Below are 26,089 nucleotides of genomic sequence, written 5' to 3'. Positions count from 1 at the left end.
CTTGGGCGGCGGTGGGAGACGGGCGGGCGCAGTGAAGGTGGCCTTCACTGCAGCCGGGACTGCTCGCCGAACATTTCCGCCAGGCGGTCCAGCGTCCTGCGGATGGCGGCCTTGTTCCTGGCGGGGAACCGGGCGAGCTCGATGAGGAACGGGATACGCGCGGTCGACCAGTCGAAGGTCTCCGTCACCGTCGTCCTGCCCTCGCCGGCCGGTTCGAGCTCCCAGCGCCAGCGGTGCCCGTTGAAGTGCCGCCACGCGATGAGGCGGTTCCGCTCGTACTCGACCACCGTGTTCTTGATCTTGTACGGGGCGCCCATCTTCATGTCCATGCCGAACTTCGACCCGAGCTCCAGCCGGTCCGGGTTGCTCCCGTGAGCGGCCTGGACGGTACCGGAGCCGTCGAGCAGCGGGTGCTTGGCCGGGTCGGTCAGCAGGTCGAAGATCTGCTCGGGCGTGGCGGCGACCGTGGTGGTGACGGAGACCTGACGACGTGTCATGGCGTCACCCTAAACGGTGTTCACTCCGTGCGCTGCGCGTACTTCAGCACCAGCAGCCGGTCGCCGAGCGGCTCGTCGAGGCGGACGGTGATGGGCGGGTAGCGCATGTCCATCGTGCACATCGTGTTCTTGTCCGCGGGTTTCGTCTCGACCATGGTGACCGTGACGCGGTCGCCGCGCTGCTCGCCGACCTCCGCGCTCGCCTGGCTGCATCCGCCCTCCTGGCCGACGATCGTGAGGGTGTTGCCGCCCTTCCCCCTCGACACGTCGACGGGGTAGCCCCTTGGCAGCGCGCCGCTGTCGATCTGCGCGGCGGGCACCGATCCGCCCTGGTCCTGGGCGGGCGGTTCGGCCGGTTTGCGGCCGGGCACCTTGGTGAGCTCCTGGGAGGCCGGAGGAGACTCCGCGGGTGCCTGCGGAGCCGCCGGCTGCTCGCCACACGCGGTGGCGAACACCAGCGCCGCGCCGGCGCCGATGATCGTCTCTTTCCACCTCACGACGAATCTCCCCTTTCCGTTCATCGGTCATCTCCTGGTCGGGAAGACGTAACCGGGGACAAGTTAGGTTGCACGGCATGACCGCTGAACCGGGCAGGCTGGCCCGCAGGCTCAGCACGGGCGACGCCGTCGTCGTGGGCCTGTCCTCGATGATCGGCGCCGGTGTGTTCGCGGCGTTCGCCCCCGCCGCGGGCGCGGCCGGCAGCGGGCTGCTGCTCGGGCTCGCGGTCGCCGCGGTGGTGGCGTACTGCAACGCGTCGTCCTCGGCGCGGCTCGCCGCCCGGTACCCGGCCTCGGGCGGCACGTACGTCTACGGCCGCGAGCGCCTCGGCCCGTTCTGGGGGCACCTGGCAGGCTGGGGCTTCGTGGTCGGCAAGACCGCGAGCTGCGCGGCGATGGCGCTGACCGTCGCCTTCTACGTCGCGCCGGGGGTGGAGCAGCCGTGGCGCGGCGTCGTCGCGGTCGCGGCCGTCGCGGCGGTGACGGCGCTGAACTACCGGGGCGTGCAGCGCTCGACGGCCGCGGCGACCGTGCTGGTGACGCTGAGCCTGCTGGTGCTGGCGGCGGCCGTCGCGGCGATGCTGCTGACCGGCGACCCGAGCGGTGAGCGCCTCGCGCCGTTCCCCGGCACGGACGCACCCGGGGTGCTGGAGTCGGCGGGGCTGCTGTTCTTCGCGTTCGCGGGCTACGCGCGGATCGCCACGCTCGGTGAGGAGGTGCGCGATCCCCAGCGCACGATCCCGAGGGCCGTGCCGCTCGCGCTCGGGATCGTGCTGGTGGTGTACGCGGCGGTGGCCACGGCGCTGCTGCTCGTGCTCGGGCCATCTGCGCTGGCCGCCGCGACCGACCCGGTGGCGCACGCGGTGGCCGGGACGTCGTGGCCGTGGCTGGCTCCGGTGGTGCGGGCCGGCGCCGCGCTGGCCGCGCTCGGCGCACTGCTGGCCCTGGTGCTCGGCGTGTCGAGGACCGTGCTCGCGATGGCCCGCGACGGCCATCTGCCCCGCACGCTCGCCGCCGTGCACCCGCGCTTCTCGGTGCCCCACCACGCCGAACTGGCCGTGGGCGTCGTGGTGGCGGTGCTCGTGTCGGTCGCCGACCTGCGCGACGCGATCGGCTTCTCCTCGTTCGCGGTGCTCGCCTACTACGCGATCGCCAACGCGAGCGCGTGGACGCTGGGCCGCGGCCGGATCGTGCCGGCGGTCGGCCTGCTCGGGTGCGTGGTGCTGGCGCTCAGCCTGCCCCTGTCGTCGGTGCTGGCCGGTGCGGTCGTGCTCGCCACCGGCGCCGTGGCGTACCTCCTGCGCGGGGCGCTCAGGCCGTCCTGATGCCGTCGAGCCGGGCGACCGCGGCGTCGAAGTCGCCGGTCAGCTCGGCGATCACGTCGGCGACCGCCCTCACCTCGGAGAGCCTGCCGACGATCTGGCCCACCGGCATCGACACCACGGACGGGTCGGCGGCCGCGTGGATCCGGTCGTGCGCGGGCGCGACGAGCAGGTTCTGCAGCGGCATCGGCAGCGGCTCCGGGGCGTCGGGTGCCGCCCACGCCTCGGTCCAGCGCGTCTTGAGCAACCGGGCGGGCTTGCCGGTGTAGATGCGGGTGCGGACCGTGTCCGACGACGTCGCGCCCACCAGCGCCCGCTGCATGGCCTCCGACTCCGGCATCGTCTCCAGGTACTCCTTGGTGGCGAGCCACAGCGAGCCCGTCCACACGCCCGAGGCGCCGAGCGCGAGCGCGGCGGCGGCCTGCCTTCCGGTGCCGATGCCGCCCGCGGCGAGCACTGGCGCCCGGTCCCCGACGGCGTCGACGATCTCGGGCAGCAGCACCATCGAGGCGATCTCGCCGGTGTGCCCTCCCGCCTCGTAGCCCTGCGCGACCACGAAGTCGACGCCGTTGTCGACGTGCCGGACCGCGTGCTCGGCCTTGCCGGCGAGCGCGGCGACGGGCACGCCGTGCTCGTGGGCCTGCGCGATCACGTCCCCGGGCGGTGAGCCGAGGGCGTTGGCGATCAGCGCGATCGGGTGCTCGAGCGCCACCTCCACGTGCGAACGTGCCACCGAGTGCAGCCAGCCGAGCACGCCCGCACGCTCGTCGGTGCCCTCGGGCAGCTCCGGCACGCCGAGCTGTGCGAGCGTGCGCTCGACGAAGGCCTTGTGCTCGTCGGGGATCATCTTCGTGAGGTCGACCGAGCTGCCTTCCGTCGGGATCTTGGAGGGCATCACCACATCGACGCCGTAGGGCTTGCCGCCGGTGTTGGCGTCCATCCAGTGGAGGACCTTGTCGAGCTCGGCGGCGTCGTTGAACCGGACGCAGCCGAGCACGCCGAGCCCGCCTGCCCTGCTGATCGCCGCGGCGACGTGTTCCGACGGCGTGAACCCGACGATCGGCAGGTCGATCCCGAGCGTGTCGCACAGCGCGGTGCGCATTCCTGGCTTCCTCCTAGGCTTTCAAGAGGTCGACGGCCGGCTCGTGCTCGGCCGCGTATCGCTGGGCCCACGGATAGTCGGGCTTGCCGCTGGGCAGCCTGCCGATCTCGTCGGTGACCCAGATGCTGCGGGGCACCTTGTATCCGGCGATCTCGGTGCGGACGTGGGCCTCGAGCGCCGCGAGGTCGGGGGTGACGCCCGGCCTCGGCTGGATGACGGCGCCGACGCGCTGGCCGAGCCGGGAGTCGGGCACCGCGATCACGAGCGCGTCGAAGACGTCGGGGTGCGACTTGAGAGCGCCCTCAACCTCCTCGGGGAACACCTTCTCGCCGCCGGTGTTGACGCACTGCGAGCCCCGGCCGAGGAGCGTGACCGTGCCGTCCGCCTCGTACCGGGCGTAGTCGCCGGGCACGACGTAGCGCACGCCGTCCGCCTCGACGAAGATCGTCTCGCTCTTCGCGGGGTCCTTGTAGTAACCGAGCGGGACGTGGCCGCGCCTGCCGATGCGGCCGATCGCGCCGGGCTCGGGTTTCACGACCGCGCCGTCGTCGTCGAGCAGGATCGCGTCCTTGCCGAAGTTGACCCTGGGCCCTGCCGAGTGGTCGGCGTCCTTGGCCATCATGCCGATGCCGGTGAAGCCGCTCTCCGACGAGCCGATCGCGTCGGTGAGCACCACGTTCGGGAAGGTGTTCAGGTAGTCCTGCTTGACGGACTGGGAGAACAGGGCCGCGTGGCTGGACACGGCGACGAGCGAGGAGGCGTCGTAGCCGCCCTCGCGGTAGGCCTCGATGAGCGGGCGCGCCATGGCGTCGCCGACGATGGTGAGCACCTGGACTCGGTGTTGTTCGACGGCCCGCCAGATCTCGTGCGCGTCGAACTGCGGCACGAACACCACCGTCCCGCCCGCGAACATCGCTCCGAACGCCGCCCACTGGGCCGCGCCGTGGATGAGCGGCGCCGCGGGCAGGCGCACCAGCGCTCCCTGTTTGCCCTGCTCCGCCATCGCCCACTCGTCGGGCACGTACTCGCCGGTGACGAAGTCGATGCCGCCGCCGAGGGCCCGCCAGACGTCCTCGTGGCGCCACATCACGCCCTTCGGATACCCGGTGGTGCCGCCGGTGTAGAGGATGTAGAGGTCGTCGGGACTGCGCTCGCCGAAGTCGCGCTCCGGCGACTCCTGAGCCAGCGCGTCCTCGTAGGCGATGCCGCCGTGCGCGGTGAAATCGGCGTCGCTGCCGTCCTCGACGACTAAAACGTGTTTCAGTTCGGGCGCCTCGGGAAGCACGGCGGCGACCCTGTCGGAGTACTGCCGCTCGTGCACGAGAGCGACCAGGTCGGCATTGGTGAACAGGTAGGCGAGCTCGCCGTGGACGTACCGGTAGTTGACGTTGATCGCGATGGCGCGGAGCTTGTACGCCGCGAACATCGTTTCGATCATCTCGATGGAGTTTCGGGAGTAGACGCCGATGTGGTCACCCTTGCCGATCCCGTTTGCGGCGAGGTGATGGGCGAGCCGGTTGGCCCGCTCGTCCAGTTGCGCGTAGGTCAGGCACCTGCCGTCGCAGACGACCGCGGTGCGATCCGGCACGGCGTCGACGGCGTGCTCGAGCAGATCCGCGATGTTGAGAGCCACGTGGAACAAACTAGAACATGTTATCGTTTTCGGCAATGCTCCAGTGAGGAGAGGCAGCGATGACCGACGCGCACGCTTTGGTGGAACAACGCGGGCACACGCTCGTGGTGACGATGAACCGGCCCGAGGCCCGCAACGCCCTCACCGGTGAGATGCTGGCGATCATGGTCGACGCCTGGGACCGGGTGGACGACGATCCGGAGATCCGCACGTGTGTGCTGACCGGTGCGGGCGGGGCGTTCTGCGCGGGGGCGGACCTGAAGTCGATGAGCCGCAACACCCCGTCGACGGCGTTCGAGAAGGGCACGTTCGACCCGAGCCGCATCGACGGCCTGCTCAAGGGCCGCAGGCTCACCAAGCCGCTGATCGCCGCGGTCGAGGGGCCCGCCATCGCGGGCGGCACCGAGATCCTGCAGGGCACCGACATCAGGATCGCCGGGGAGAGCGCCAAGTTCGGCGTGTCGGAGGCGCGCTGGGGGCTGTTCCCGCTCGGCGGCTCGGCGGTTCGGCTGCCCCGGCAGATCCCGTACACGCTCGCGGCGGAGATCCTGCTGACCGGCAGGCACCTCACGGCGGCGGAGGCGAAGGAGATCGGCCTCGTCGGGCACGTCGTCCCCGACGGCACCGCGCTCGAGAAGGCATTGGAGATCGCGGACACGATCGCCGCGAACGGTCCGCTCGCGGTGCGGGCGATCCTGCGGACCATGCGCGACACCGAGGGCATGCACGAGGAGGAGGCGTTCAAGCTCGACGCCCAGTACGGCGTCACCGTCTTCGCGAGCGAGGACGCCAAGGAGGGCCCGCGCGCCTTCGCCGAGAAGCGCAAACCGAACTTCCAGGGCCGCTGACCCGGAGCCCCCTCACCCGCAGTGAAGGCCACCTTCACTGCGTTGAACGCAGGCATGGTGGCCTTCACTGCGGACGGGGCGGGTGAGGGCGGCGTCAGATGGAGCGTTCGCGGCCCTGCCAGTAGGGGTCACGGAGCTTGCGCTTGTAGAGCTTGCCGTTGGGGTCCCTCGGCAGCGCCTCGGCGTAGTCGATGCTGCGCGGCAGCTTGAACTTGGCGAGCCTGCCGCGCGCGTACTCCAGCAGCTCCTCGGTGAGCCGGTCGGAGGGCTCCACGCCCTCCGCAGGCTGGACCACCGCCTTGATCTCCTCGCCCCAGTCCTCGTGCGGCACGCCGAACACCGCCACGTCGGCGACCTTCGGGTGCAGCACGAGCTCGTTCTCGATCTCGGCGGGATAGATGTTCACCCCGCCGGAGATGATCATGTCGTTCTTTCGGTCGTGCAGGTACAGGTAGCCGTCCTCGTCGAGGTAGCCGACGTCGCCGAGCGTGAACAGGTTGCCAACGCGGGCTTTCTCGGTCTTCGCCTTGTCCTTGTGGTACTCGAACGACGAGTCGCCCATGCGCATGTAGACGGTCCCGGCCTCGCCGGGCGGCAGTTCGGCGCCGTCGTCGTCGAGCACCTTGATCGTCGAGCCCGGCCACGGCTTGCCGACCGAACCCGGTTTGCGCAGCCACTCCTCGCCGCTGATCGCGGTGCCCCCGCCCTCGGTGGCCGCGTAGTACTCGGTGACCACGGGCCCCCACCAGTCCAGCATCCGCCGCTTCACCTCGTGTGGGCACGGCGCGGCTCCGTGGATCATGTTTCGCAGTGACGACACGTCGTAGCGCTCGCGCACGTGCTCCGGCAGCGCCAGCAGCCTGCGGAACTGCGTGGGCACCATGTGGCTGTGCGTCACGCGGTGCCGCTCGATGAGCGCGAGCATCTGCTCCGGGTCCCAGCGGTCCATCAGCACGGCCGGATGCCCGAGCTGGATGGAGATCGCGACGAAGTTGAGGACCGCCGTGTGGTAGAGCGGGGAGCCGCACAGGTGCACGTGCCCATCGAACGGCTTGAGCCCGAAGATGCCGAAGAACCACGTCGACGCGGCGGGGACGTCGTCGGGATCGGCACCTGTGAGCGGTCGGCGCACGCCCTTGGGACGGCCGGTCGTGCCCGACGTGTAGAGCATCGGTGAGCCCGCGGTCCTGCGCTCCGGACGCCCCTCGCCGCCCGCCGCGGCGAGCTCGGCGACGTCGCGGAAGCCCGGTACGGCTCCGACCGCGAACCGCGCGCCGGCCGCGAGTCCCGCCTCGTCGGCTGCCGCCACGGCGACGTCGGCGAACCGTTCGTGCGCGAGGAACGCCTTGGCCCCGGAGTCGCTGATGATGTAGGCGACCTCGGGCCCCACGAGATGCCAGTTGACCATCACGACGTAGAGCCCCGACTGGATCGCGGCGAAGTAGGCGGCGAGCAGCTCGGAGCCGTTCGGCTGGAGCACCACGATCGCGTCGCCGGTCTCCAGCCCCAGCGCCTGCAGCCCCCTGGCGTAGGCGTTGGCCTTGCCGGCCAGCTGACCGTAGGTGACCTCCGTGCCGTCGGGATCCACCACCGCGACGAGGTCGGGCCGCGCGGCGGCGAGGTTCCACAGGCCGATGGTGTCCGTTGCCGGAACAGCAGTTGTGGGCATACCGAGAATCTAGAACGCGTTCCACTATTGGGCAAGAACAAGCTGCTACACAAGCCAGCCACTGCTTGCCGAGATCACGAGAACGTGTTTCACTTCTGTGCGTGACTGCCGCCGAGACCGAGACCCCGCTGTCGGCTCCGCTCGACGTGGGCTTCGACTACACCCGTTCGGTCGGCCCCGTCCTCGGGCGCTTCGTCAACGCTCTGCGCGAGCGGCGCGTGGTGGGCGTGCGAGGCGACGACGGCCGCGTGCACGTACCGCCCGTCGAGTACGACCCGGACACCGCCCGCGCGCTCACCGACTTCACCGACGTCGGCGACGAGGGCACCGTCGTGTCCTGGTCGTGGGTCGCCGAACCGCTGGACGGACAGCCGCTCCAGCGGCCCTTCGCGTGGGCGCTGATCCGGCTCGACGGCGCCGACACGTGCCTGCTGCACGCCGTCGACGCCGGGTCGCCCTCCAGGATCAGCACCGGTATGCGCGTGAAGGCCCGCTGGGCGGACGAGACCGTGGGCCACATCCGAGACATCGTGTGCTTCGTCAGCGTCGACTCACCACCGGAGGACCCGGCGCCCGCCCCTCCCCCGCCACCCGTGGCCGAGCGGGCCGAGGGCGAGCCGGTGAGCACGGTCATCACGCCGATCCACCTGCACTACATGCATTCCGCGTCGCCAGAGGAGAGCCGCTACCTCCGCGGGCTCGCCGAGGGCAGGCTGCTCGGCCAGCGCTGCCCCGCATGCGGCAAGGTCTACGTCCCGCCGCGCGGCGCGTGCCCCACCGACGGCGTGCCGACCACCGACGAGGTGGAGCTGCCCGACACCGGGATCGTCACCACGTTCTGCATCGTCAACGTACCCTTCCTCGGCCAGCGCATCAAACCGCCGTACGTCGCGGCCTACATCCTGCTCGACGGGGCCGACATCGCTTTCCTGCACCTCGTACTCGGCTGCGAGGCCTCCGAGGTGCGCATGGGCATGCGGGTGCGGGCGGCGTGGAAGCCCCGCGAGGAGTGGTCGACGACGCTCGAGAACGTCGCGCACTTCGAGCCGACGGGCGAGCCCGACGCGCCGTACGAGTCCTTCGCCCACCACTTGTGAGGAGTACGCCATGACAGACGTGGCGGTGGTCGGGTTCGCGCAGTCACCGAGCGTGCGGCGAACCCAGGGCACCACCAACGGAGTCGAGATGCTCGTGCCGATCTTCAAGGAGGTCTTCGAGCAGACCGGGCTGTCCAAACGCGACATCGGGTTCTGGTGTTCCGGCTCGTCGGACTACCTCGCAGGCAGGGCTTTCTCGTTCATCGCCGCGATCGACGCGATCGGCGCCTTCCCGCCCATCCACGAGTCACACGTGGAGATGGACGCCGCCTGGGCACTCTACGAGGCGTGGCTGAAGATCCGCATGGGCGAGGTCGACACCGCGCTCGTGTACGGCTTCGGCAAGTCCTCGGCGGGGCAGCTGCGCCGCGTGCTCTCACTGCAGCTCGACCCGTACGTCGTCGCGCCGCTGTGGCCGGACTCGATCTCGCTGGCCGGCCTGCAGGCCCGGCTGGGCATGGAGGCCGGGCTGTGGAGCGAGAAGGACCTCGCCGAGGTCGCCGCCCGCAGCAGGCGCGACGCAGCGGGCAACCCGTTCGCCCAGCTCGCCGGCGACACCGACGCCGCCGCGCTTCTCGACACTCCGTTCGTCGCGGATCCGTTGCGGGCCCACGACATCGCGCCCGTCACCGATGGCGCCGCGGTGATCGTGCTGGCCTCCGCTGAACGGGCCCGCGACCTCGCGGAGCGACCCGCCGTCATCACCGGCATCGACCACCGCGTCGACTCCCCCGGCCTCGGCGCGCGCGACCTCACCCGCTCCCCTTCGACCACGGCGGCGGGCCGCGCGGCGGGGGCGAGCCCGGACGTCGAGATCGCCGAGCTGCACGCGCCGTTCACCCACCAGGAGCTGATCGTGCGCGACGCACTGGGCCTCGGCGAGCAGGTGCGGATCAACCCCTCCGGCGGGGCGCTCACCGGCAACCCCATGTTCTCTGCGGGGCTCGTGCGCATCGGCGAGGCGGCCAGGCAGATCCTCGCGGGCAACGCACGGCGGACGCTAGCGCACGCGACGAGCGGGCCGGCCCTTCAACAGAACCTCGTGGCAGTACTGGAAAGGGGCTAGGGCGTGGGCAAGCAACTCGCCGCCGTGCTCGGCACGGGACAGACCCACCACCGCGCGAAGCGCACCGACGTGTCGATGCCAGGGCTGCTGCGGGAGGCCGTGGACCGGGCGATGGAGGACGCGCGGGTGGACTGGCCGGACATCGACGCCGTCGTGGTGGGCAAGGCGCCCGACATGTTCGAGGGCGTGATGATGCCGGAGCTGTTTCTCGCCGACGCGCTCGGCGCGAACGGCAAACCGCTGCTGCGGGTGCACACCGCGGGCTCTGTGGGCGGTTCGACGGCGCTGGTCGCGGCGAGCCTCGTGCAGGCAGGCGTGCACCGGCGGGTGCTGACCGTGGCCTACGAGAAGCAGTCCGAGTCCAACGCGATGTGGGCGCTGTCGATCCTGCCGCCGTTCCAGATGCCGGTGGGGGCCGGTGCGGGCGGGTACTTCGCGCCGCACGTTCGCTCCTACATCCGCCGCTCCGGGGCCCCCGAGCACGTCGGCGCGATCGTCGCGGCCAAGGACCGGCGCAACGGCGCGCTGAACCCGTTCGCGCACCTGCGTCAGCCCGACATCACCGTCGAGTCGGTGCGGGCGTCGCAGATGCTGTGGGACCCCATCCGCTACGACGAGACGTGCCCCTCCTCCGACGGCGCGTGCGCGATGGTCCTCGGTGACGAGGCTGCGGGCGACGCCGTCGTGGGTGGCGCCGCGTGGATCCACGCGACGGCCATGCGCACCGAGCCAACGACGTTCGCCGGGCGGGACCAGGTGAACCCGCGGGCGGGCCAGGAGGCGGCGGCGGCGCTGTGGCGCGAGGCCGGCATCAGCGATCCGCTGTCCGAAGTGGACGCCGCGGAGATCTACGTGCCGTTCTCCTGGTTCGAGCCGATGTGGCTGGAGAACCTCGGCTTCATGCCCGAGGGCGAGGGCTGGAAGCTCACCGAGGCAGGCGAGACGGCGATCGGCGGGCGGCTGCCGGTGAACCCCTCGGGAGGGGTGCTCTCGTCCAACCCGATCGGCGCTTCGGGCATGCTGCGCTTCTCCGAGGCGGCCAAGCAGGTGATGGGCCGGGCGGGCGACTACCAGGTCGACGGCGCCCGCACGGCACTCGGCCACGCCTACGGCGGCGGCTCGCAGTACTTCTCGATGTGGGTGGTCGGCTCCGCCAAGCCGGGCAGCTAGCAGCACACCCCGGCCGCAGTGAAGGCCACCTTGCCTGCGTTGAACGCAGTGAAGGTGGCCTTCACTGCGGACGCTCGTCGGGTTGGAGCGCGTCGAGGATCAGCGTGAGGCCGAACTCGAACTCGTCGGCGTAGTCGTAGCCCGGTTTGAGGGCGTGCTCGGTGGCTAGCTCCGTGAGGTGCGGGTAGGCGCCGGCTGGGAGGTCGTTCAGGATGTCGCCCGCGACCTCCTCGAGCCCGGCATGGTCGTTGAACGGCAGGCTCAGCTCCTGGAGGACGAACCCGTAGAGGTAGCTGTCGATCAGCGAGAAGGCGTGCCCGGCCATGGCTACGGAGAAGCCGCCCGCGCGCAGCGCGCCCAGGACGGCGTCGTGGTGGCGCAGGGTCGCCGGTCCGGGTTGCCTGCGGGAGTCCATGAGCCCGACGGCCCACGGATGACGCCGCAGCGCCGCGCGCGACGAGACCGCCCGCTCGCGCATGGCCGTCTTCCAGTCAGCGGTGGGCGCAGGGAGCTCGATCTCGGCGAACACCGCGTCCACCATTCCGTTCAGCAGGCCCTCTCTGCCCGCCACGTGGTTGTAGAGCGACATCGCCTCGACCCCGAGCCGCGCCGCCACCGCCCGCATGGTGACGCCGGACTCCCCCTTCTCGTCGGCCAGCGCCATCGCCGCGGCGACCACCCGCTCCCGGGACAGCGGTTCCCGCTTCGGCCCCATGCCTGCTTCCTCCTTGACGCGACTTACAGCGTAAGTCTACCGTGACTTACACCGTAAGTAAGGAGCAGGGACATGAGGATCTGCGTCATCGGTGCCTCGGGGAAGCTCGGGCAGTACCTGGTCCGGCACGCATTGGACCGCGGTTACGAGGTCGTCGGCGTGTGCCGCGAACGCAGCGTGGGCAAGCTAGCCGCGGTCGCCGACCGGATCACGATCGTGCCCGGGCCGACGAACGACCGGGAGGTGATCCGGAAGGCGGTCGCGGGGTGCGACGGCGTGCTGACCGTGCTGGTGCCCTGGGGCGTGCGGCAGTACTCGTCGGGCACGGCGCAGGCGGTGCTCGACCACGCCGAACCGGGTGCGCGCCTGGTCTTCTCGTGCGGCTGGCACATCACGCGGGACGGAAAGGACCGGTACTCCCGGCGGTTCAGGACGGCCCTCTGGATAGCCGCCAAGCTGGCCCGCCTGGTGCGCGCCGTTGACATCGACGACCAGGTCGAGGCGTGCCGGCGGATCTTCGCCAGCGACCGGCGCTGGACCGTCGTCCGCGGCAGCGATCTCGAGGAGGGGGAGAGCCAGGGCCTGCCCGTCTGGAGCCGCCACGTCGGCGACCCGGTGCTCGCGAGCAACCTCACGCGGCGCGTGGACTTCGCACTGTTCATGGTGGAGGCGCTCACCGACGACACGCTCGTGCGCGAGGCACCCGCGATCGTCGGCCGCCTCTCCCCCAGCGCGCTCGCCCACGCCGAAGACGGCTCCCCACAGGCGGGATAGTCGGGATGACCGGGGATGACCGGGATAGCGCGGCCGCCGCTCAGGCAGATCGGCTGGATCCACCCGGCGCGTGGGCGCGTGGGCGCGTGGGCGCCACCATTTCGGTGATCTCGTTGTGCGGCAACCGGGTTTCGACGTCCTTGACGCGGTCGGGCCACCCGGTGAAGCGCACGACACCGGGCGGACCTGGCCGCGACTGCAGGTCGCAGACGCCGTCGGGCAGGGGCGGCGCGCCGCGATAGGCGATCGCGGCGCGGAGCGTCTCACTCGTAGGCGACCTGGTAGTGCTTGATTCCGTTGAGCCAGCCGGACCGCAGCCGCTCGGGCGGCGCCAGTTCCCGGATGTTCGGCATCACATCGGCGATCGCGTTGAAGATGAGGTCGATCTCCAGTCGCGCGAGGTTGGCGCCGATGCAGTAGTGCGAGCCGGTGCCACCGAAGCCGACGTGCGGGTTGTCCTCGCGCAGCACGTCGAACTTCTCGGGCTCGTCGAACACCTCGGGGTCGAAGTTGGCGGAGCTGTAGAACATGCCGACACGGTCGCCCGCCCTGATGTGCTGCCCGCCGAGCTCGGTGTCGGCGGTCGCCGTGCGCTGGAACGCGACCACCGGCGTCGCCCAGCGCACGATCTCGTCGGGCGCGGTCTTGGGCCGCTGCTCCTTGTAGATCTCCCACTGCTCGGGATGGTCGATGAGCGCCTTCATGCCATGCGTGATCGCGTTGCGCGTGGTCTCGTTGCCCGCCACGGCGAGGAGGATCACGAAGAAGCCGAACTCGTCCGACGCGAGCGACTCACCGTCCACATCGGCCTGGACGAGCTTGGTGACGATGTCGTCCATCGGGCACTGGCGGCGCTGCTCGGCCATGTTGAACGCGTAGCCGACCAGCTCGGCCGAGGCCGCGATCGGCTCCACGTCGTACTCGGGGTCGTCGTAGCCGATCATCTGGTTGGACCAGTCGAAGATCTTGAGCCGGTCCTCCTGCGGGATGCCGATCAGCTCCGCGATGGCCTGCAGGGGCAGCTCGCACGCGACGTCGGCGACGAAGTCCCCGGAGCCCTTGGCCTTGGCGGTGTGCACGATCTGCTGGGCGCGCTCGCGCAGCGCGTCCTCCAGCTTCCCGATGGCGCGCGGCGTGAAGCCCTTGGACACGATGCGGCGCAGCTTGGTGTGCTGCGGCGCGTCCATGTTGAGCAGCACGAGCCGGTTGGCGTTCAGGCCGTCCTCGTCCATGGTCTCGTCGAACCGGATGATGGCCGTCTTCTCCTGGGACGAGAACAGCTGGCTGTCCCTGGAGACGGCCTTGACATCCTCGAGCCGGGTGACCACCCAGAAGCCCTCGTCCTTGAATCCCGCCTTGTTGTAGGGCTGGGAGTTCCACCACACCGGCGCCGTGCGCCGCAGCAGGGCGAACTCCTCCAGCGGCAGCCGGGTGGCGTACAGGTCGGGATCGGTGAAGTCGAATCCGGTGGGGAGCAACGAGGGGCTCATACGCCGTACCTCCGACAGCAGCGTCGTGGAACACGTTCTAGAGCCTGATTGAAGCATACGGTGTTAACTACGGGAAGGGTTTTAGTGAACGATGTTTACTGGATCGATGAGGATCTTGAAACTCCTGGTAGACAACACCTTCGCAATCGGTCACCAAATGGCGGTTGACCTCGCGGAGCGTTGCCAGATTTAGGAACGTGTTCTAGTTTTGAGCGACATCCCCGAACCGAGGAGACCAGCGTGGGCGTACCCGTCATCGTCGAGGCCGTGCGCACCCCGATCGGCAGGCGCAACGGCTGGCTGTCCGGCCTGCACGCCGCGGAGCTGCTCGGCGCCGCCCAGACCGCGCTCGTCGAGAAGGCCGGGCTCGGTGCGGACCTCGTCGAACAGGTCATCGCGGGCACCGTGACGCAGGCCGGTGAGCAGGCAGGCAACATCGCCCGCACGGCCTGGCTGCACGCGGGGCTGCCCCAGGAGACCGGGGCCACGACCGTCGACGCCCAGTGCGGGTCGGCCCAGCAGGCGGCGCACCTGGTGGCGGGGCTCATAGCCGCGGACGCGATCGAGATCGGCATCGCGTGCGGCGTCGAGGCGATGAGCCGGGTGCCGCTGGGCGCCAACCAGGGTGTGGACGCGGGTTCCCGGAGGCCGGCGTCGTGGTCGATCGACATGCCGAACCAGTACGAGGCCGCAGAGCGTATCGCGCAGCGGCGCGGGCTCACCCGTGCCGACGTCGACGCGTTCGGGCTCGCCTCCCAGCACAAGGCGGCGACCGCCTGGGCGGAGGGCCGCTTCGACCGGGAGGTCGTGCCGGTCAAGGCACCCGTACTCGGCGACGACGGCGAGCCGACGGGCGAGACCCGGCTGGTCGGCCGGGACCAGGGGCTGCGGGAGACCAGCACCGAGGCGCTCGCGAGGCTCAGGCCCGTGCTCGAGGGCGGCGTGCACACCGCGGGCACCTCGTCGCAGATCTCCGACGGCGCGTCGGCGGTGCTGATCATGGAAGCCGATCGGGCACGCGCCCTCGGCCTGCGCCCGAGGGCGCGCCTGCGCGCGCAGGCGCTCGTCGGCGCCGAGCCCTACTACCACCTCGACGGGCCGGTGCAGGCGACGGCGCGCGTCCTGGAGCGGGCGCGGATGACGATCGGCGACCTCGACCTGTTCGAGGTGAACGAGGCGTTCGCCTCCGTCGTCCTTTCGTGGCAGCGGGTGCACGGGCCCGACCCGGCAGCCGTGAACGTCAACGGCGGCGCCATCGCGCTCGGCCACCCGGTCGGCAGCACGGGCACGCGCCTGCTCACCACCGCGCTGCACGAGCTGGAACGGCGTGACGCGGCGACGGCGCTGGTGACCATGTGCGCAGGCGGGGCGCTGTCCACGGCCACCGTGCTCGAACGCCTGTGAGGGCTACAGTTTCTCGTCCCTGACGACGTCGAGGTTGTGGAAGACGGGCGGGCCGTCGCACAGGGCCGTCATCCTCTCCGCGAACTTGCTCGTCTCCGGCAGGGCGGAGTTCTTCATCGCCTCCTCGTAGGACGGGAACTCCACCAGCTCGACGTAGGTGCCCGGGTGGTCGCGGTCGCTGCCCATCACCGCGTGGGTGGCGGTCCGCTTGCCCTCCGTCTCCCGCATCCAGCTCTCCATGAGCTCGTTCATCTCGTCGTACCGCGACGTGCTGAACTCGATGAGTTGCATGAAAGTCATGGCAGTGCCTCCGGTGCCGGCCCCCTGCGCACCGGATCATGCGCCCGGTCGGCGAAGGCAGTCAACGCGAGGTTTTTCAGACCGGTGGCGCGCGGGGCCCCTCCTCCACCCGCACGCCACCGGATCCGGCGCCGCTCAGTACTCTCGCGGTGGCGGGTACTGGGGCGCGTGGGGTGGGACGTCGCCCGGCGCAGCGGGCGGCGGCGCTTCCTGCGGTACCGCGCGGTAGCCCGCCGGCCCGCCGTGTGGCGCCGGCTGCTGCCGCGCGGCGGGATAGCCGGCCAGTGGGTCGGCGGCCACCGGTGCCGGCCTGCGCCGAACCAGGCCGGCGAGTCCGAGCAGGCCGGTCAGGCCGAGCAGGCCCCACAGCCCGGGATTACCGTCACCACCCTCGTCCGTGTCCGTGGCGGGCTGCTGCTGAGCAGCCTGCACCGGTCCCTGCTGAGGCGCGGCGGCCGCCGCGGTCACCGGCAGCACCAGCGCCGCACCCAATGCGGCCAGCCATCGCCGTGTCGTCGTCACCGACCATCACCCCCGAGGAGCCGTTGTTTCCGTACGAGAAGGGCTTACCCTGCTGGGTCGGAACAATCGCGACGTGACCCGGTCGGATGACCGAAGCAACTCAATAGGGTTGCGCCGTGCTCGCGAACCGGGCGGGTGTGCCGGAGCCTTCCGGGGGTAGGACACGGCCGCCGGATCGCCGTCCGAGGTGTAGTGCTGGCCGGGCCGGTCCGCGAGCCGGTCGCGCCAGCCCGTCGAGATCCGCGAGTTCCTGCTGTAGAACGACTCGTGCACCTGCGACGCGGCCGCGCTCGGGCCGGGTTTAGCCCCTGCCGAGGAACGGCATCGCGGTGGCGGTGAGCGTCAGGAACTGCACGTTCGCCGAGAGGGGAAGGGCCGCCATGCCCAGCACGGCCTCCGCGACGTGCTCGACGTCGAACGTCGGCTCCGGCCGCACGCTGCCGTCGGCCTGCTTGGCCCCGGTCGCGATGCCCGCGGTCAGCTCCGTCGCGGCGTTGCCGATGTCGATCTGTCCACACGCGACATCGAACGCACGGCCGTCCAGTGAGATCGACTTCGTCAGTCCCGTGATCGCGTGCTTGGTCGCGGTGTAGGCCACGCTCTCCGGGCGCGGGGCATGTGCCGAGATCGAGCCGTTGTTGATGATCCGCCCGCCCCTCGGGTCCTGCTCCTTCATGAGCCGCACCGCGTGGTGCGCGCACAGGAACATGCCCGTCAGGTTCACGTCGACGGTCCGGCGCCACTCCTCCACCGGCAGCGTGTCGACAGCGCCCGGCGCGCCGAACGTGCCCGCGTTGTTGAACAGCACATCGACCCTGCCCCAGTTCCGGCGCACCTCGGCGAACAACGCGGCGACCTGCGCGTCGTCGGTGACGTCCGTGGGGACGACGAGCGCCAGCCCCGAGCCGGCCGCGGTCTCGGTGAGCGGATCCACGCGCCTGCCCGCGAGCGCCACCAGGTAGCCGTCCGCGAGCAACGCCCTCGCCACACTCCTGCCGACCCCGGAACCCGCACCCGTCACCACTGCCACCCGCTCGTGAGTCATGGGCCGTTGATACCCCACGTGCGCACCGTGACCGACAGAGACATCCGCGCATCATAGCATCATCCGGGCTGATGCTATGATGCAGGGGTGAGGACGACGATCACGCTGGACCCGGACGTCGAGGCGCTGGTGCGCAAGCTGATGGCCGAGCGGGGGCTGTCGTTCAAGGAAGCCGTCAACAGCGCGCTGCGCTCTGCGCTGGGCACGCCGGCCCGCGAGCGGTTCCACACGCCCACGTTCGCGATGGGCGGCCCCACCGTGCCGCTCGACCACGCGCTGCGCGTGGCCGCCGACCTGGAGGACGCCGAGCTGCAGCGCAAGCTCGCCACGGGCCGATGAAGATCGTCGACGCCAACGTCCTGCTCTACGCCGTCAACAGCGACGTCCCTCAGCACCGGGCCGCCCGCGAGTGGCTGGACGAGGCGCTCTCCGGCGAGGAGACCGTGGGCTTCTCGTGGATCGTGCTGCTGGCGTTCCTCCGCATCAGCACCCATCCGGGCATCTTCCCGCGCCCGCTGTCGCAGGACACCGCGTTCGACACCGTCGAGGCGTGGCTGAGTCAGCCCGGCGCGGTGCTCGTGGAGCCGACGACCCGGCACGCCGGGGTACTGCGCGGGCTGCTGGGCAAGGCCGGCACGGCGGGCAATCTGGTCAACGACGCCCACCTGGCGGCGACCGCCGCCCAGCACGGTGCCGAGGTGGTGTCCTTCGACGCCGACTTCACGCGCTTCGACGGCGTGCGCGTGCACAAGCTGGGCTAGACCCGGCCGCAGTGAAGGTGGCCTTCACCGCGGCGGGGCCTAGAACCAGTCGTCCGGGCGAGGCCAGGTGAACAGCTCCCCCACGGCCTCTGTCTCGGTCACCGTGTAGCGGCCCCGGTAGAACAACAGCGGCTGGGCGTCGGAGACCTCACCGAGCGCGGTGACACGTCCGATCACCACGTGATGGTCACCGGCCTCGTGTACGGCGTCGAGTGCGCAGTCGATCCACGTGAGCGCACCGGTCAGCAGCGGGGCACCGCTCGGCGCGCGCGTCCAGTCCACCGAGGCGAACTTGTCGGCTCCCCGGGCGCCGAACGTCACGCTCACGTCGCGCTGCTCACCGGAGAGGACGTTCACGGCGAAGCGGCCTGCCCGTTCGATCACGGGCCAGGTGCGCGAGGTCCGCGCCGGGCAGAACAGCACCAGCGGCGGGTCCAGGGACAGCGCCGCGAACGACTGGCAGGCGAAGCCGACCGGCTCGTCGCCGTCGCACGCCGTCACCACGGCCACGCCCGTGCAGAAGTGCCCGAGCACCGACCGGAACCGCGCGGGGTCCAGCGCCACCGAGGTCATCGCGCGCCGACGGAGAAGTCGTGCCCCCACAGGCTCACCGCGGTGCTCTCCCTCGCGATCCACGACTCGTCGTCGACTTGCCTGCCCTCGCAGCCGAACTCGACGTCGAAGCCCCCTGGCGTCTTCATGTAGAACGACAGCATCAGGTCGTTGACATGCCTGCCCAGCGTCGCCGACATCGGCACCTCGCGCCGCAGCGCGCGGTCGAGGCACAGGCCGACGTCGTCGGTGTTCTCCACCTCGACCATCAGGTGCACGATCCCGCTCGGTGTCGGCATGGGCAGGAACGCGAGGCTGTGGTGGCGAGGGTTGCAGCCGAAGAACCGCAGCCACGCCGGGTCGCCGTCGGCGGGCCTGCCCACGAGCTGCGGGGGCAGCCGCATCGAATCGCGCAGCCGGAACCCCAGCACGTCGCGGTAGAACCGCAGTGCGGCCTCGTCGTCGTGAGTGGACAGTACGACGTGGCCCAGCCCCTGTTCGCCGGTGACGAACGTGTGCCCGTACGGGCTCACCACGCGGCGGTGCTGCAGCGCGATGCCGTGGAACACCTCCAGCGTGTTGCCGGACGGGTCGTCGAAAGTGATCAGCTCGTAGACGCCGCGGTCGGCCTTCTGCTCGGCGGTGCCCTCCTTGAACGGAACACCGTGTGCGGCAAGACTTTCCCGCACCTCGTCGAGCTCGGCGGCGTTCGCGGCCTCCCAGCCGGCCTGCGCCAGCCGGTCGGTCTCGCCCGGCACGATCACCAGCCGCGCGGGGAAGTCGTCCATCCGCAGGTAAAGGGCGTCGGGGTTGGTGCCCTTGCCCTCCACCATGCCGAGCACCTTGAGGCCGAACTCGCGCCACGCGGCCATGTCCGTGGCCTCGATGCGCAGGTAGCCGAGCGAGCGAATACCCATTACTCGTCCTTCAGGAAGTCGATGGCCAGCCTGTTGAACTCGTCGAACTTCTCCAGCTGCGCCCAGTGCCCGCACCGGCCGAACACGTGCAGCTGGGCCCTCGGGATCGTCTTCAGCGCCACGAGCGCGCCGTCGAGCGGGTTGACGCGGTCCTCCCGGCCCCACACGAGCAGGACGCGCTGGCGCAGCCGGTGGGCCTCGCGCCACAGCATGCCCTGCTCGTAGGTCTCGGGCCGGGCGAACGACGCGCCCATCGCCGCCATCGCGGCCAGCGACTCGGGCGTGCTCGCCGCGGCGAACCGCTCCTCCACCAGCTCGTCGGTGATGAGCGACTGGTCGTACACCATCACGCGCAGAAACGCCTCGAGCCTCTCCTTGCTTGGCGCCCCACCGAACTTCGCGAGGTTCTTCACGCCCTCGGTGGGGTCGGGCGCGAACACGTTGACGCTCAGCCCGCCGGGTCCCATGAGCACGAGCCTGCCCGCGCGGTCCGGGTGGTCCAGCGCCAGGCGTACCGCCGCTCCCCCGCCGAGCGAGTTGCCGACGAAGTGCGCGCGCTCGATGCCGAGCGCGTCCATCAGGCCCGCCACGGCGTTCGCGCTGTGCGTGAAGTAGTGCGGGTGGTCGGTGGGCTTGTCGGAGCGGCCGAAACCGGGCTGGTCGACGGCGAGGACGCGGAACGACTTGGCGAACACCCCGATGTTGCGGGAGAAGTTGCTCCACGCCGACGCCCCCGGTCCGCCTCCGTGCAGCAGGATCACGGTCTCGGCGTGCTCGGCGCCCGCCTCGTGGTAGTGCAGCCGCAGCCCCGGCCGCGCCTCGACGTACGAACCCTCGGTCATGATCACTCCGTCACACCATCGCGTTCTCGACGGGCAGCCCGAAGGCGCCGGTGCCGAACATCGTGTACGCCCGCTCGGGGTCGTTGGCGGCGTGCACGCGCCCGGCGTGCGCGTCGCGCCAGAAGCGCTGGATCGGCGTGCCGGAGCGCAGTGCGCGGCCGCCGGAGTTCTCGAAGAGCCGGTCGATCGCGGCGATGGCGCGCTCGGTGCCGCGCACCTGGTCGCGCCGCACGCGAAGCCTCGTGGAGAACGGCAGCTTCCCGCCCTCGCACGCGATCTGGTACAGCTCGTCGATGTTGTGGGTCAGCTGCAGCCACGCGGCGTCGATCTCGCTGGCCGCCTCGGCGATCCGCACCTTCGCGAACGGGTCCTCTTTGGACTGCTCGCCCAGGTAGGAGGCGCGGACGCGTTCGCGCTGGTACTCCACGTGGGCGTCGTAGGCGCCCTGTGCCATGCCGATGATCGGCGCCGTGATGGTGCTCGGATGCACCGAGCCGTAGGGCAGCCGGTACAGCGGGCCGGGGTTCACCTCCTGGCCGGGCGTCTTGCACTTCGACGTGGCGACGAAGCTCAGCGCGCGGTGCCGGGGCACGAACACGTCGTCGACGATGACGTCGTTGCTGCCGGTGCCGCGCAGGCCCACCGTGTCCCACACGTCCTCGATCGTGTAGTCGGCGATCGGCAGCAGGTAGGTGCAGAAGTCCACCGGCTTGCCGTCGGCGTCGAACGCGGGCGCGCCGAGCAGCACCCACGTCGCGTGGTCGCAGCCCGACGAGAAGCTCCACCTGCCGGAGAGCCGGTAGCCTCCCTCGACGATCGTCGCCTTGCCCATCGGCGCGTAGGACGACGAGATCCGGGTGTCGATGTCCTCGCCCCAGACCTCGCGCTGCGCCTCGGCGTCGAACAGGGCGACATGCCACGGGTGCACCCCGAGAATGGAGGCGACCCAGCCGGTGGAGCCGCACGCGCTCGCGATGAGCTTCACCGCGGTGTAGAAGGTCACCGGGTCGGACTCGTAGCCGCCGTAGGGCTTGGGCTGCAGCAGCTTGAAGAAACCGGTCTCCTGCAGGGCCTTGATGGACGCGTCGGGGATGCGGCGTGCGTCCTCGGTCTCCTGCGCGCGCTCACGCAGGACGGGCAGCAGCTCCCCGATCCCGGCGATCACCGCGTGGGTGCCCTGCTCGCTCATACCTGCCTCGTTCCTGGTCACGAAACCATGCGGGTCTACCTGGTCTGACATCGCCAAGACTAGAACACGTTCTCGTTTTTGTCACGCCGACGCGGACAGCCCGGCCCGTCTTCCCGAGAACACACAGTCCGCGAGCGAGAGCCCGCTCACATACGAACTGGAACAGATTCCCACCGCGGTGCGTCCCGCGGCGTAGAGACCGGGAATCGGCACGCCCTCGGTGTCCCGCACCTGGCCGGTGTCCTCGTCCACCACGAGGCCGCCGAGGGTCAGCATCGGGCACGGGTACCCGATGTTCGGCTTGATCGTCAGGTCCACCAGCGAGTACGGCGGCGTCGCGAGCGGCCGGACGAAACCCGCGGGTTTGCCGAGCGGGTCGGGGTTGCCGGCCCGGTAGGCACGCACGGTCTCGGCGAGCGCTCCGGCGTCGACCCCGGCCTTGCGGGCGACCGCCTCGACCGAGTCCGCGGTCACGCGCCCCCGGCGCAGCAGATACACCGCCTGCAGCCACTGGAACCACTGACTCTCCCGGCGCGCCCGCGCGCGGGCCTCCCGCACGATCTCGTCGTCCACGAGCAGCCAGCCCCTGCCGCCGTGGTCCCGGATCATCGCCTCGCCGATCGCGGCGCCGTACCGGGACTCGTCGATGAACCGCCGCCCGTCGGGACCCACCAGCACGCCGCCGAGGAACGCGCTTGGCGGCGTGAGGAAGCGCCACGCGGAGACCTTGTCCAGCGCGGCCGTCGCCGCACCGGCCTCGATGCCCATCCGCAGCCCCGAGCCGTCGTCGCCCGCCGTGCCCAGCGGGAGCCCGCCGCGGTAGGCGGGCGCGTGCTCGCGCACCATCGCCCGGTTGGCGATGAAGCCGCCCGCGGTGAGCACCACCGCGCGCCGCGCGGTCAGCGCCGCCTCGCGGGCGAAGCGCCGTTCGAGCCGCTCCACGCCGCGCTGCAGCACCTTGCGCAGCGCGGGCACGTAGATCCCCGGCTTGGCCGAGTACCGGCCGAGCAGGCGGTGTGCCCACCTCGCCCAGCGCGGCGCGTCGCGCAGGGTCCGCACCCGCACGCCGGTGACCGCGCCCCCCTCGGTGACCAGCTCGTACGCCGTGGTCTGCGGCCACACGCGCACGCCCCGGGCACGTGCGGCACTGGCGAGACCGGCGAAGAGCACCTTGCCCGAGGTGCCCCTGCCCTTGGCCCGGTGCCCGCGCGCCGCCGGTTTCGCGGCGTCGCAGAACCCGCCCGCGGCCTCGCTGCCGGAGTAGTACAGGTAGTAGTCGTTGTTCGGGTACGACGTCTTGACCGGGCACAGGCTGCCCTCGAACGGCACGCCGTGCTCCTCCAGCCAGGTGATCATGTCCGGGCTGCTGTCGCAGAACCGGCGCAGGGTCCCCGCCGAGACGACGTCGCCGACCTCGAGCCGGAGGTAGTCGAACATCGCGTCCGCCGAGTCGTCGACGCCCGCGTCGCGCTGCTGGGCGGTGCCCCCGCCCGCGTAGACGATGCCGCCGCTCAGCGCGCTCGCCCCGCCCCCGCCGAACCGGTCGATCACCAGCACGTCGGCGCCGGCCTCGGCGGCCTCGATGGCCGCGCACGCGCCCGCCGCGCCGAAACCGACGACAATCACATCCGCATGACCGCTCACGTCCACTACTCTAGAACTGAAACACGTTCTCGTCTATCGTGACGGAAGTGCCGCCCAGCAGCGGCGCAGCTGTCTATAACGTGTTACAGGAGGTGGCATGGCTGGGGACGCCGATCCCTCCGCGGAGTTCGACGTCGTCGTCGTGGGCAGCGGGGCCGCGGGCATGACCGCCGCCCTCGCCGCCGCCGACGCGGGCCTCGACGTCGTGGTGATCGAGAAGGCCGCCCGTTTCGGCGGCTCGACGGCCCGCTCCGGCGGAGGCGTCTGGATCCCCGGCAACGAGGCACTGCGGGCCGCGGGGGTCACCGACACGTCCGAGGACGCCCGGCGCTACCTCGAGGCGATCGTCGGCGACGTCGTGCCCGCCGAGCGGCGCCAGGCCTACCTCGACCACGGCCCGGAGGTGGTCGCCTTCGTCCACGAGCACACCCCCCTGCGGCTGCGATGGGTCCGGGACTACTCCGACTACCACCCCGAGGCGCCCGGCGGGCGGCCGGGCGGGCGCTCCGTCGAACCGGTGCCGCTCGACGGGAAGGTGCTCGGCGCCGAGCTCGCCAAGCTCGAACCGCCCTACAGCGCCCCGCCACTGGGCGTGCCCATCACCCAGGCCGACTACCGCTGGCTGAGCCTGCTCGCCCGGCACCCGCGCGGGATCGCCCGGCTGCTGCGGCTGGGGCTGCGCGGGCTCGCCGGACGGCTCACCGGCAAGCGGTTGCTCTCCATGGGCCAGGCGCTGGCGGCCGGGCTGCGCGCCGGGTTGCAGAGCGCGAACGTGCCCGTGTGGCTTTCGACCCCCATGACCGGGCTGCAGAGCGAGAACGGCGTCGTCACCGGGGTGCTCGCGCGGTGCGACGGCCGCGAGGTGCTGCTGCGCGCCCGGCGCGGTGTGGTGCTCGCCTCGGGTGGCTTCGAGCACAACGACCAGCTGCGGCAGAAGTACCAGCGCCAGCCGATCGGTACGAAGTGGACAGTCGGCGCGGTGGGCAACACCGGCGACGGCATCACGGCGGGGCTGCGGCTCGGCGCGACCGTGGACCTGATGGACGACGCGTGGTGGGGCCCGTCGATTCCGCTGACCGGTGGCCCGTGGTTCGCGCTCGCCGAGCGCTCGCGGCCCGGCTGCATCCTGGTCAACGCGCGCGGCGAGCGGTTCGTCAACGAGTCGGCGCCCTACGTAGAGGCCGTGCACGCGATGTACGGCCCCGGCGAGGGTCCCGCGCACAACATCCCCACGTGGCTGGTGTTCGACCAGCGCTACCGCAACCGCTACATGTTCACCGGGCTCGGCCCGCGCCAGCCGCTGCCCGGCCGCTGGTTCAAGGCCGGGATCGCCGCGAAGGGCTCCACATTGGCCTCACTGGCGGAACGCATCGAGGTGCCCGCCGAAGCGCTGACGGCGACCGTCGAGCGGTTCAACGCCTTCGCCAGGAACGGCGCCGACGAGGACTTCGGCCGCGGCGCGAGCGCCTACGACCACTACTACGGCGACCCGCGCAACAAGCCCAACCCGAGCCTCGGCCCGCTGGAGCAGGCGCCGTTCTACGCGGTCAAGATCGTGCCGGGTGACCTCGGCACCAAGGGCGGGCTCGTCACCGACGTGCACGCCCGCGTGCTGCGCGAGGACGGAACGCCCATCGAGGGCCTGTACGCGGCGGGCAACACGAGCTCCGCCGTGATGGGCCGGACCTACGCCGGTCCCGGCGCGACGATCGGGCCGGCGATGGTCTTCGGCTACCTTGCGGCGCGCCACCTCGCCACACAGAATCGAGCACAGCCCACGGCACGACACGCTGGAGGTCCGCAATGACGCAGGCAGCCGTTCGCACGATCGACGCGGGCGCACCGCCCACCCGATTCGCCCGCGGCTGGCACTGCCTCGGGCTCGCGGACTCGTTCAAGGACGGGAAACCGCACGCCATCAACGCTTTCGGCACCAAGCTGGTGGTGTTCCAGGGCGAGGACGGCAAGCTCAACGTGCTGGACGGGTACTGCAGGCACATGGGCGGCGACCTGACCCAGGGAACCGTGAAGGGCAACGAGATCGCGTGCCCGTTCCACGACTGGCGCTGGGCCGGCAACGGCAAATGCGTCTCGATCCCCTACGCCAAACGGGTTCCGCTGCGGGCCCGCACCCGCGCCTGGCTCACGCTGGAGGAGAACAAGCAGTTGTTCGTGTGGCACGACCCGGAGGGCAACCCGCCGCCCGACGACGTCGTGATCCCGCGCATCGACGGCGTGTTCAACGGCGAGTGGAGCAACTGGACGTGGGACTCGGTGCTCATCGAGGGCGCCAACTGCCGCGAGATCGTGGACAACGTCGTGGACATGGCCCACTTCTTCTACATCCACTTCGCGTTCCCGACCTACTTCAAGAACGTCTTCGAGGGCCACATCGCCACCCAGTACCTCAACACCAAGGGCCGTCCCGACGTCGGCATGGCGTCCAACTACGGCGGCGAGGAGAACCTCCTGCGGTCGGAGGCGTCGTACTACGGACCCTCGTACATGATCAACAAGCTCCTCAACACGTACAAGGGACTCGAGATCGAGAACGTTCTGATCAACTGCCACTACCCGGTCACGCCGGACTCGTTCGTGCTGCAGTGGGGCGTGATCGTCAAGAAGCTGCCCGGCGTGTCCGACGAGCAGGCCGACAAGATCGCGGGCAAGTTCGCCGAGAGCATCGGCGTCGGGTTCCTCCAGGACGTGGAGATCTGGAAGAACAAGACGCGCATCGACAACCCGCTGCTGTGTGAGGAGGACGGGCCGGTCTATCAGCTGCGCCGCTGGTACGACCAGTTCTACGTCGACGCCGCCGAGGTCACCGAGGACATGACGCGGCGCTTCGAGTTCGAGGTGGACACCACGCGCGCCAACGAGGTGTGGGAGCAGGAGGTCGCCGAGAACCTGGCCCGCCAGCAGGAAGCCGGGGTGTCGTAGTGCCGGGCCAGCCGCGCGAGTCCCCCGCTCCGGATCGCGAGTCCCCCGCTCCGGACCGCGAGTTCCGCGCTCCGGACCGCGAGTTCCGCAACG

Annotated in this window: 26 protein-coding genes; 11 read left to right on the top strand and 15 right to left on the bottom strand. The window is 70.8% G+C overall.

The annotated features are described in order from the left end of the window. Nucleotides 1–44 precede the first annotated feature (44 nt). Together DI005_RS26855 and DI005_RS26850 are read right to left on the bottom strand one after the other, a co-directional pair. Complete coding sequence (locus DI005_RS26855; protein ID WP_113644012.1) at nucleotides 45–497, bottom strand: SRPBCC family protein; 453 nt, start codon at nucleotides 495–497, stop codon at nucleotides 45–47. Between the two features lie 20 nt (nucleotides 498–517). Next, entirely contained in the window at nucleotides 518–994 is a 477-nt protein-coding gene (locus tag DI005_RS26850; RefSeq protein WP_233520323.1) for a hypothetical protein, read from the bottom strand. A gap of 77 nt (nucleotides 995–1,071) precedes the next feature. Between DI005_RS26850 and DI005_RS26845 the strand changes: the two genes are divergently transcribed. Further along, nucleotides 1,072–2,319: an APC family permease gene (locus DI005_RS26845; protein ID WP_113644011.1), complete on the top strand. Its 1,248-nt coding sequence runs from the start codon at nucleotides 1,072–1,074 to the stop codon at nucleotides 2,317–2,319. On the opposite strand, the gene DI005_RS26840 is transcribed toward DI005_RS26845, so the two are convergent. Then, nucleotides 2,306–3,418, bottom strand: a complete 1,113-nt coding sequence (locus DI005_RS26840; protein ID WP_112267030.1) for a nitronate monooxygenase family protein — start codon at nucleotides 3,416–3,418, stop codon at nucleotides 2,306–2,308. The genes DI005_RS26845 and DI005_RS26840 overlap by 14 nt on opposite strands. Before the next feature lie 13 nt (nucleotides 3,419–3,431). Then, on the bottom strand, nucleotides 3,432–5,051 hold the full coding sequence (locus DI005_RS26835; protein WP_199543237.1) for an acyl-CoA synthetase: 1,620 nt from the start codon (nucleotides 5,049–5,051) through the stop codon (nucleotides 3,432–3,434). A gap of 59 nt (nucleotides 5,052–5,110) precedes the next feature. Between DI005_RS26835 and DI005_RS26830 the strand changes: the two genes are divergently transcribed. Further along, nucleotides 5,111–5,899: a crotonase/enoyl-CoA hydratase family protein gene (locus tag DI005_RS26830; protein ID WP_113644009.1), complete on the top strand. Its 789-nt coding sequence runs from the start codon at nucleotides 5,111–5,113 to the stop codon at nucleotides 5,897–5,899. A 94-nt stretch (nucleotides 5,900–5,993) separates the two neighbouring features. On the opposite strand, the gene DI005_RS26825 is transcribed toward DI005_RS26830, so the two are convergent. Beyond that, nucleotides 5,994–7,568 (bottom strand): acyl-CoA synthetase, encoded by a 1,575-nt coding sequence (locus DI005_RS26825; protein WP_113644008.1) that lies wholly within the window; start codon nucleotides 7,566–7,568, stop codon nucleotides 5,994–5,996. 101 nt (nucleotides 7,569–7,669) lie between these two features. Between DI005_RS26825 and DI005_RS26820 the strand changes: the two genes are divergently transcribed. From DI005_RS26820 to DI005_RS26810, 3 genes are read left to right on the top strand one after another with little or no spacing between them, the layout of a single operon-like run. Further along, nucleotides 7,670–8,665 (top strand): Zn-ribbon domain-containing OB-fold protein, encoded by a 996-nt coding sequence (locus DI005_RS26820; protein ID WP_113644007.1) that lies wholly within the window; start codon nucleotides 7,670–7,672, stop codon nucleotides 8,663–8,665. Between the two features lie 10 nt (nucleotides 8,666–8,675). After that, entirely contained in the window at nucleotides 8,676–9,731 is a 1,056-nt protein-coding gene (locus DI005_RS26815) for a thiolase domain-containing protein (protein WP_112267040.1), read from the top strand. A gap of 3 nt (nucleotides 9,732–9,734) precedes the next feature. Further along, complete coding sequence (locus DI005_RS26810) at nucleotides 9,735–10,901, top strand: thiolase domain-containing protein (RefSeq protein ID WP_113644006.1); 1,167 nt, start codon at nucleotides 9,735–9,737, stop codon at nucleotides 10,899–10,901. Between the two features lie 61 nt (nucleotides 10,902–10,962). On the opposite strand, the gene DI005_RS26805 is transcribed toward DI005_RS26810, so the two are convergent. Continuing rightward, nucleotides 10,963–11,616, bottom strand: a complete 654-nt coding sequence (locus DI005_RS26805) for a TetR/AcrR family transcriptional regulator (RefSeq protein ID WP_199543236.1) — start codon at nucleotides 11,614–11,616, stop codon at nucleotides 10,963–10,965. A gap of 72 nt (nucleotides 11,617–11,688) precedes the next feature. On the opposite strand from DI005_RS26805, the gene DI005_RS26800 reads away from it, so the two are divergent. Continuing rightward, nucleotides 11,689–12,390, top strand: a complete 702-nt coding sequence (locus tag DI005_RS26800) for an NAD(P)-dependent oxidoreductase (protein WP_113644005.1) — start codon at nucleotides 11,689–11,691, stop codon at nucleotides 12,388–12,390. Nucleotides 12,391–12,653: 263 nt separating this feature from the next. On the opposite strand, the gene DI005_RS26790 is transcribed toward DI005_RS26800, so the two are convergent. Next, nucleotides 12,654–13,880 (bottom strand): cytochrome P450, encoded by a 1,227-nt coding sequence (locus tag DI005_RS26790; RefSeq protein ID WP_112267043.1) that lies wholly within the window; start codon nucleotides 13,878–13,880, stop codon nucleotides 12,654–12,656. A gap of 240 nt (nucleotides 13,881–14,120) precedes the next feature. Between DI005_RS26790 and DI005_RS26785 the strand changes: the two genes are divergently transcribed. Then, nucleotides 14,121–15,284 carry a steroid 3-ketoacyl-CoA thiolase gene (locus DI005_RS26785; protein WP_113644004.1) on the top strand — a complete coding sequence of 388 codons (1,164 nt, stop codon included), beginning with the start codon at nucleotides 14,121–14,123 and terminating at the stop codon, nucleotides 15,282–15,284. Between the two features lie 3 nt (nucleotides 15,285–15,287). On the opposite strand, the gene DI005_RS26780 is transcribed toward DI005_RS26785, so the two are convergent. The 3 genes from DI005_RS26780 to DI005_RS26770 all read right to left on the bottom strand — a co-directional run bounded on the left by DI005_RS26780 (nucleotide 15,288) and on the right by DI005_RS26770 (nucleotide 17,151). Then, nucleotides 15,288–15,584: a hypothetical protein gene (locus tag DI005_RS26780; protein ID WP_112267045.1), complete on the bottom strand. Its 297-nt coding sequence runs from the start codon at nucleotides 15,582–15,584 to the stop codon at nucleotides 15,288–15,290. 135 nt (nucleotides 15,585–15,719) lie between these two features. Next, nucleotides 15,720–16,106, bottom strand: a complete 387-nt coding sequence (locus DI005_RS26775) for a WGxxGxxG family protein (RefSeq protein ID WP_147263914.1) — start codon at nucleotides 16,104–16,106, stop codon at nucleotides 15,720–15,722. 301 nt (nucleotides 16,107–16,407) lie between these two features. Next, nucleotides 16,408–17,151: an SDR family oxidoreductase gene (locus DI005_RS26770; RefSeq protein WP_113644002.1), complete on the bottom strand. Its 744-nt coding sequence runs from the start codon at nucleotides 17,149–17,151 to the stop codon at nucleotides 16,408–16,410. A gap of 87 nt (nucleotides 17,152–17,238) precedes the next feature. Here DI005_RS26770 and DI005_RS26765 point away from each other — a divergent pair, with 87 nt between their 5' ends. Both DI005_RS26765 and DI005_RS26760 read left to right on the top strand, forming a co-directional pair. Beyond that, on the top strand, nucleotides 17,239–17,490 hold the full coding sequence (locus tag DI005_RS26765) for a CopG family transcriptional regulator (protein ID WP_110338595.1): 252 nt from the start codon (nucleotides 17,239–17,241) through the stop codon (nucleotides 17,488–17,490). Then, the gene (locus tag DI005_RS26760; protein ID WP_113644001.1) at nucleotides 17,487–17,912 is read left to right on the top strand and encodes a type II toxin-antitoxin system VapC family toxin; all 426 of its coding nucleotides are present in this window, start codon (nucleotides 17,487–17,489) and stop codon (nucleotides 17,910–17,912) included. The genes DI005_RS26765 and DI005_RS26760 overlap by 4 nt, the downstream gene beginning before the upstream one ends. A gap of 39 nt (nucleotides 17,913–17,951) precedes the next feature. On the opposite strand, the gene hsaB is transcribed toward DI005_RS26760, so the two are convergent. From hsaB to DI005_RS26735, 5 genes are all read right to left on the bottom strand, one after another. Beyond that, nucleotides 17,952–18,485, bottom strand: a complete 534-nt coding sequence (hsaB, locus tag DI005_RS26755; RefSeq protein ID WP_112267048.1) for a 3-hydroxy-9,10-secoandrosta-1,3,5(10)-triene-9,17-dione monooxygenase reductase subunit — start codon at nucleotides 18,483–18,485, stop codon at nucleotides 17,952–17,954. After that, a complete protein-coding gene (hsaC, locus tag DI005_RS26750) occupies nucleotides 18,482–19,381 on the bottom strand; it encodes an iron-dependent extradiol dioxygenase HsaC (protein ID WP_113644000.1) in 900 nt (299 codons plus the stop codon). The genes hsaB and hsaC overlap by 4 nt, the downstream gene beginning before the upstream one ends. Beyond that, nucleotides 19,381–20,223, bottom strand: coding sequence for a 4,5:9,10-diseco-3-hydroxy-5,9,17-trioxoandrosta-1(10),2-diene-4-oate hydrolase (gene hsaD / locus DI005_RS26745; RefSeq protein WP_199543235.1), 843 nt, complete (start codon nucleotides 20,221–20,223; stop codon nucleotides 19,381–19,383). The genes hsaC and hsaD overlap by 1 nt, the downstream gene beginning before the upstream one ends. Nucleotides 20,224–20,233: 10 nt before the next feature. Next, nucleotides 20,234–21,412 carry a 3-hydroxy-9,10-secoandrosta-1,3,5(10)-triene-9,17-dione monooxygenase oxygenase subunit gene (gene hsaA, locus DI005_RS26740; RefSeq protein WP_113643998.1) on the bottom strand — a complete coding sequence of 393 codons (1,179 nt, stop codon included), beginning with the start codon at nucleotides 21,410–21,412 and terminating at the stop codon, nucleotides 20,234–20,236. Between the two features lie 81 nt (nucleotides 21,413–21,493). Further along, complete coding sequence (locus DI005_RS26735; RefSeq protein WP_369973624.1) at nucleotides 21,494–23,056, bottom strand: FAD-binding protein; 1,563 nt, start codon at nucleotides 23,054–23,056, stop codon at nucleotides 21,494–21,496. 97 nt (nucleotides 23,057–23,153) lie between these two features. Between DI005_RS26735 and kstD the strand changes: the two genes are divergently transcribed. Together kstD and DI005_RS26725 are read left to right on the top strand one after the other, a co-directional pair. After that, nucleotides 23,154–24,863, top strand: a complete 1,710-nt coding sequence (gene kstD, locus DI005_RS26730) for a 3-oxosteroid 1-dehydrogenase (protein ID WP_113643997.1) — start codon at nucleotides 23,154–23,156, stop codon at nucleotides 24,861–24,863. Then, nucleotides 24,860–25,996, top strand: coding sequence for a Rieske 2Fe-2S domain-containing protein (locus DI005_RS26725; RefSeq protein WP_113643996.1), 1,137 nt, complete (start codon nucleotides 24,860–24,862; stop codon nucleotides 25,994–25,996). The genes kstD and DI005_RS26725 overlap by 4 nt, the downstream gene beginning before the upstream one ends. The last annotated feature ends 93 nt before the right edge of the window (nucleotides 25,997–26,089 follow it).

Origin of the sequence: Prauserella sp. PE36, assembly GCF_003311655.1 — a bacterium.
GTDB classification, from domain to species: Bacteria; Actinomycetota; Actinomycetes; order Mycobacteriales; family Pseudonocardiaceae; genus Prauserella_A; species Prauserella_A endophytica.
Note: the sequence above shows the minus strand (reverse complement) of the source record. Positions and strands in the feature narration are given on the sequence as shown.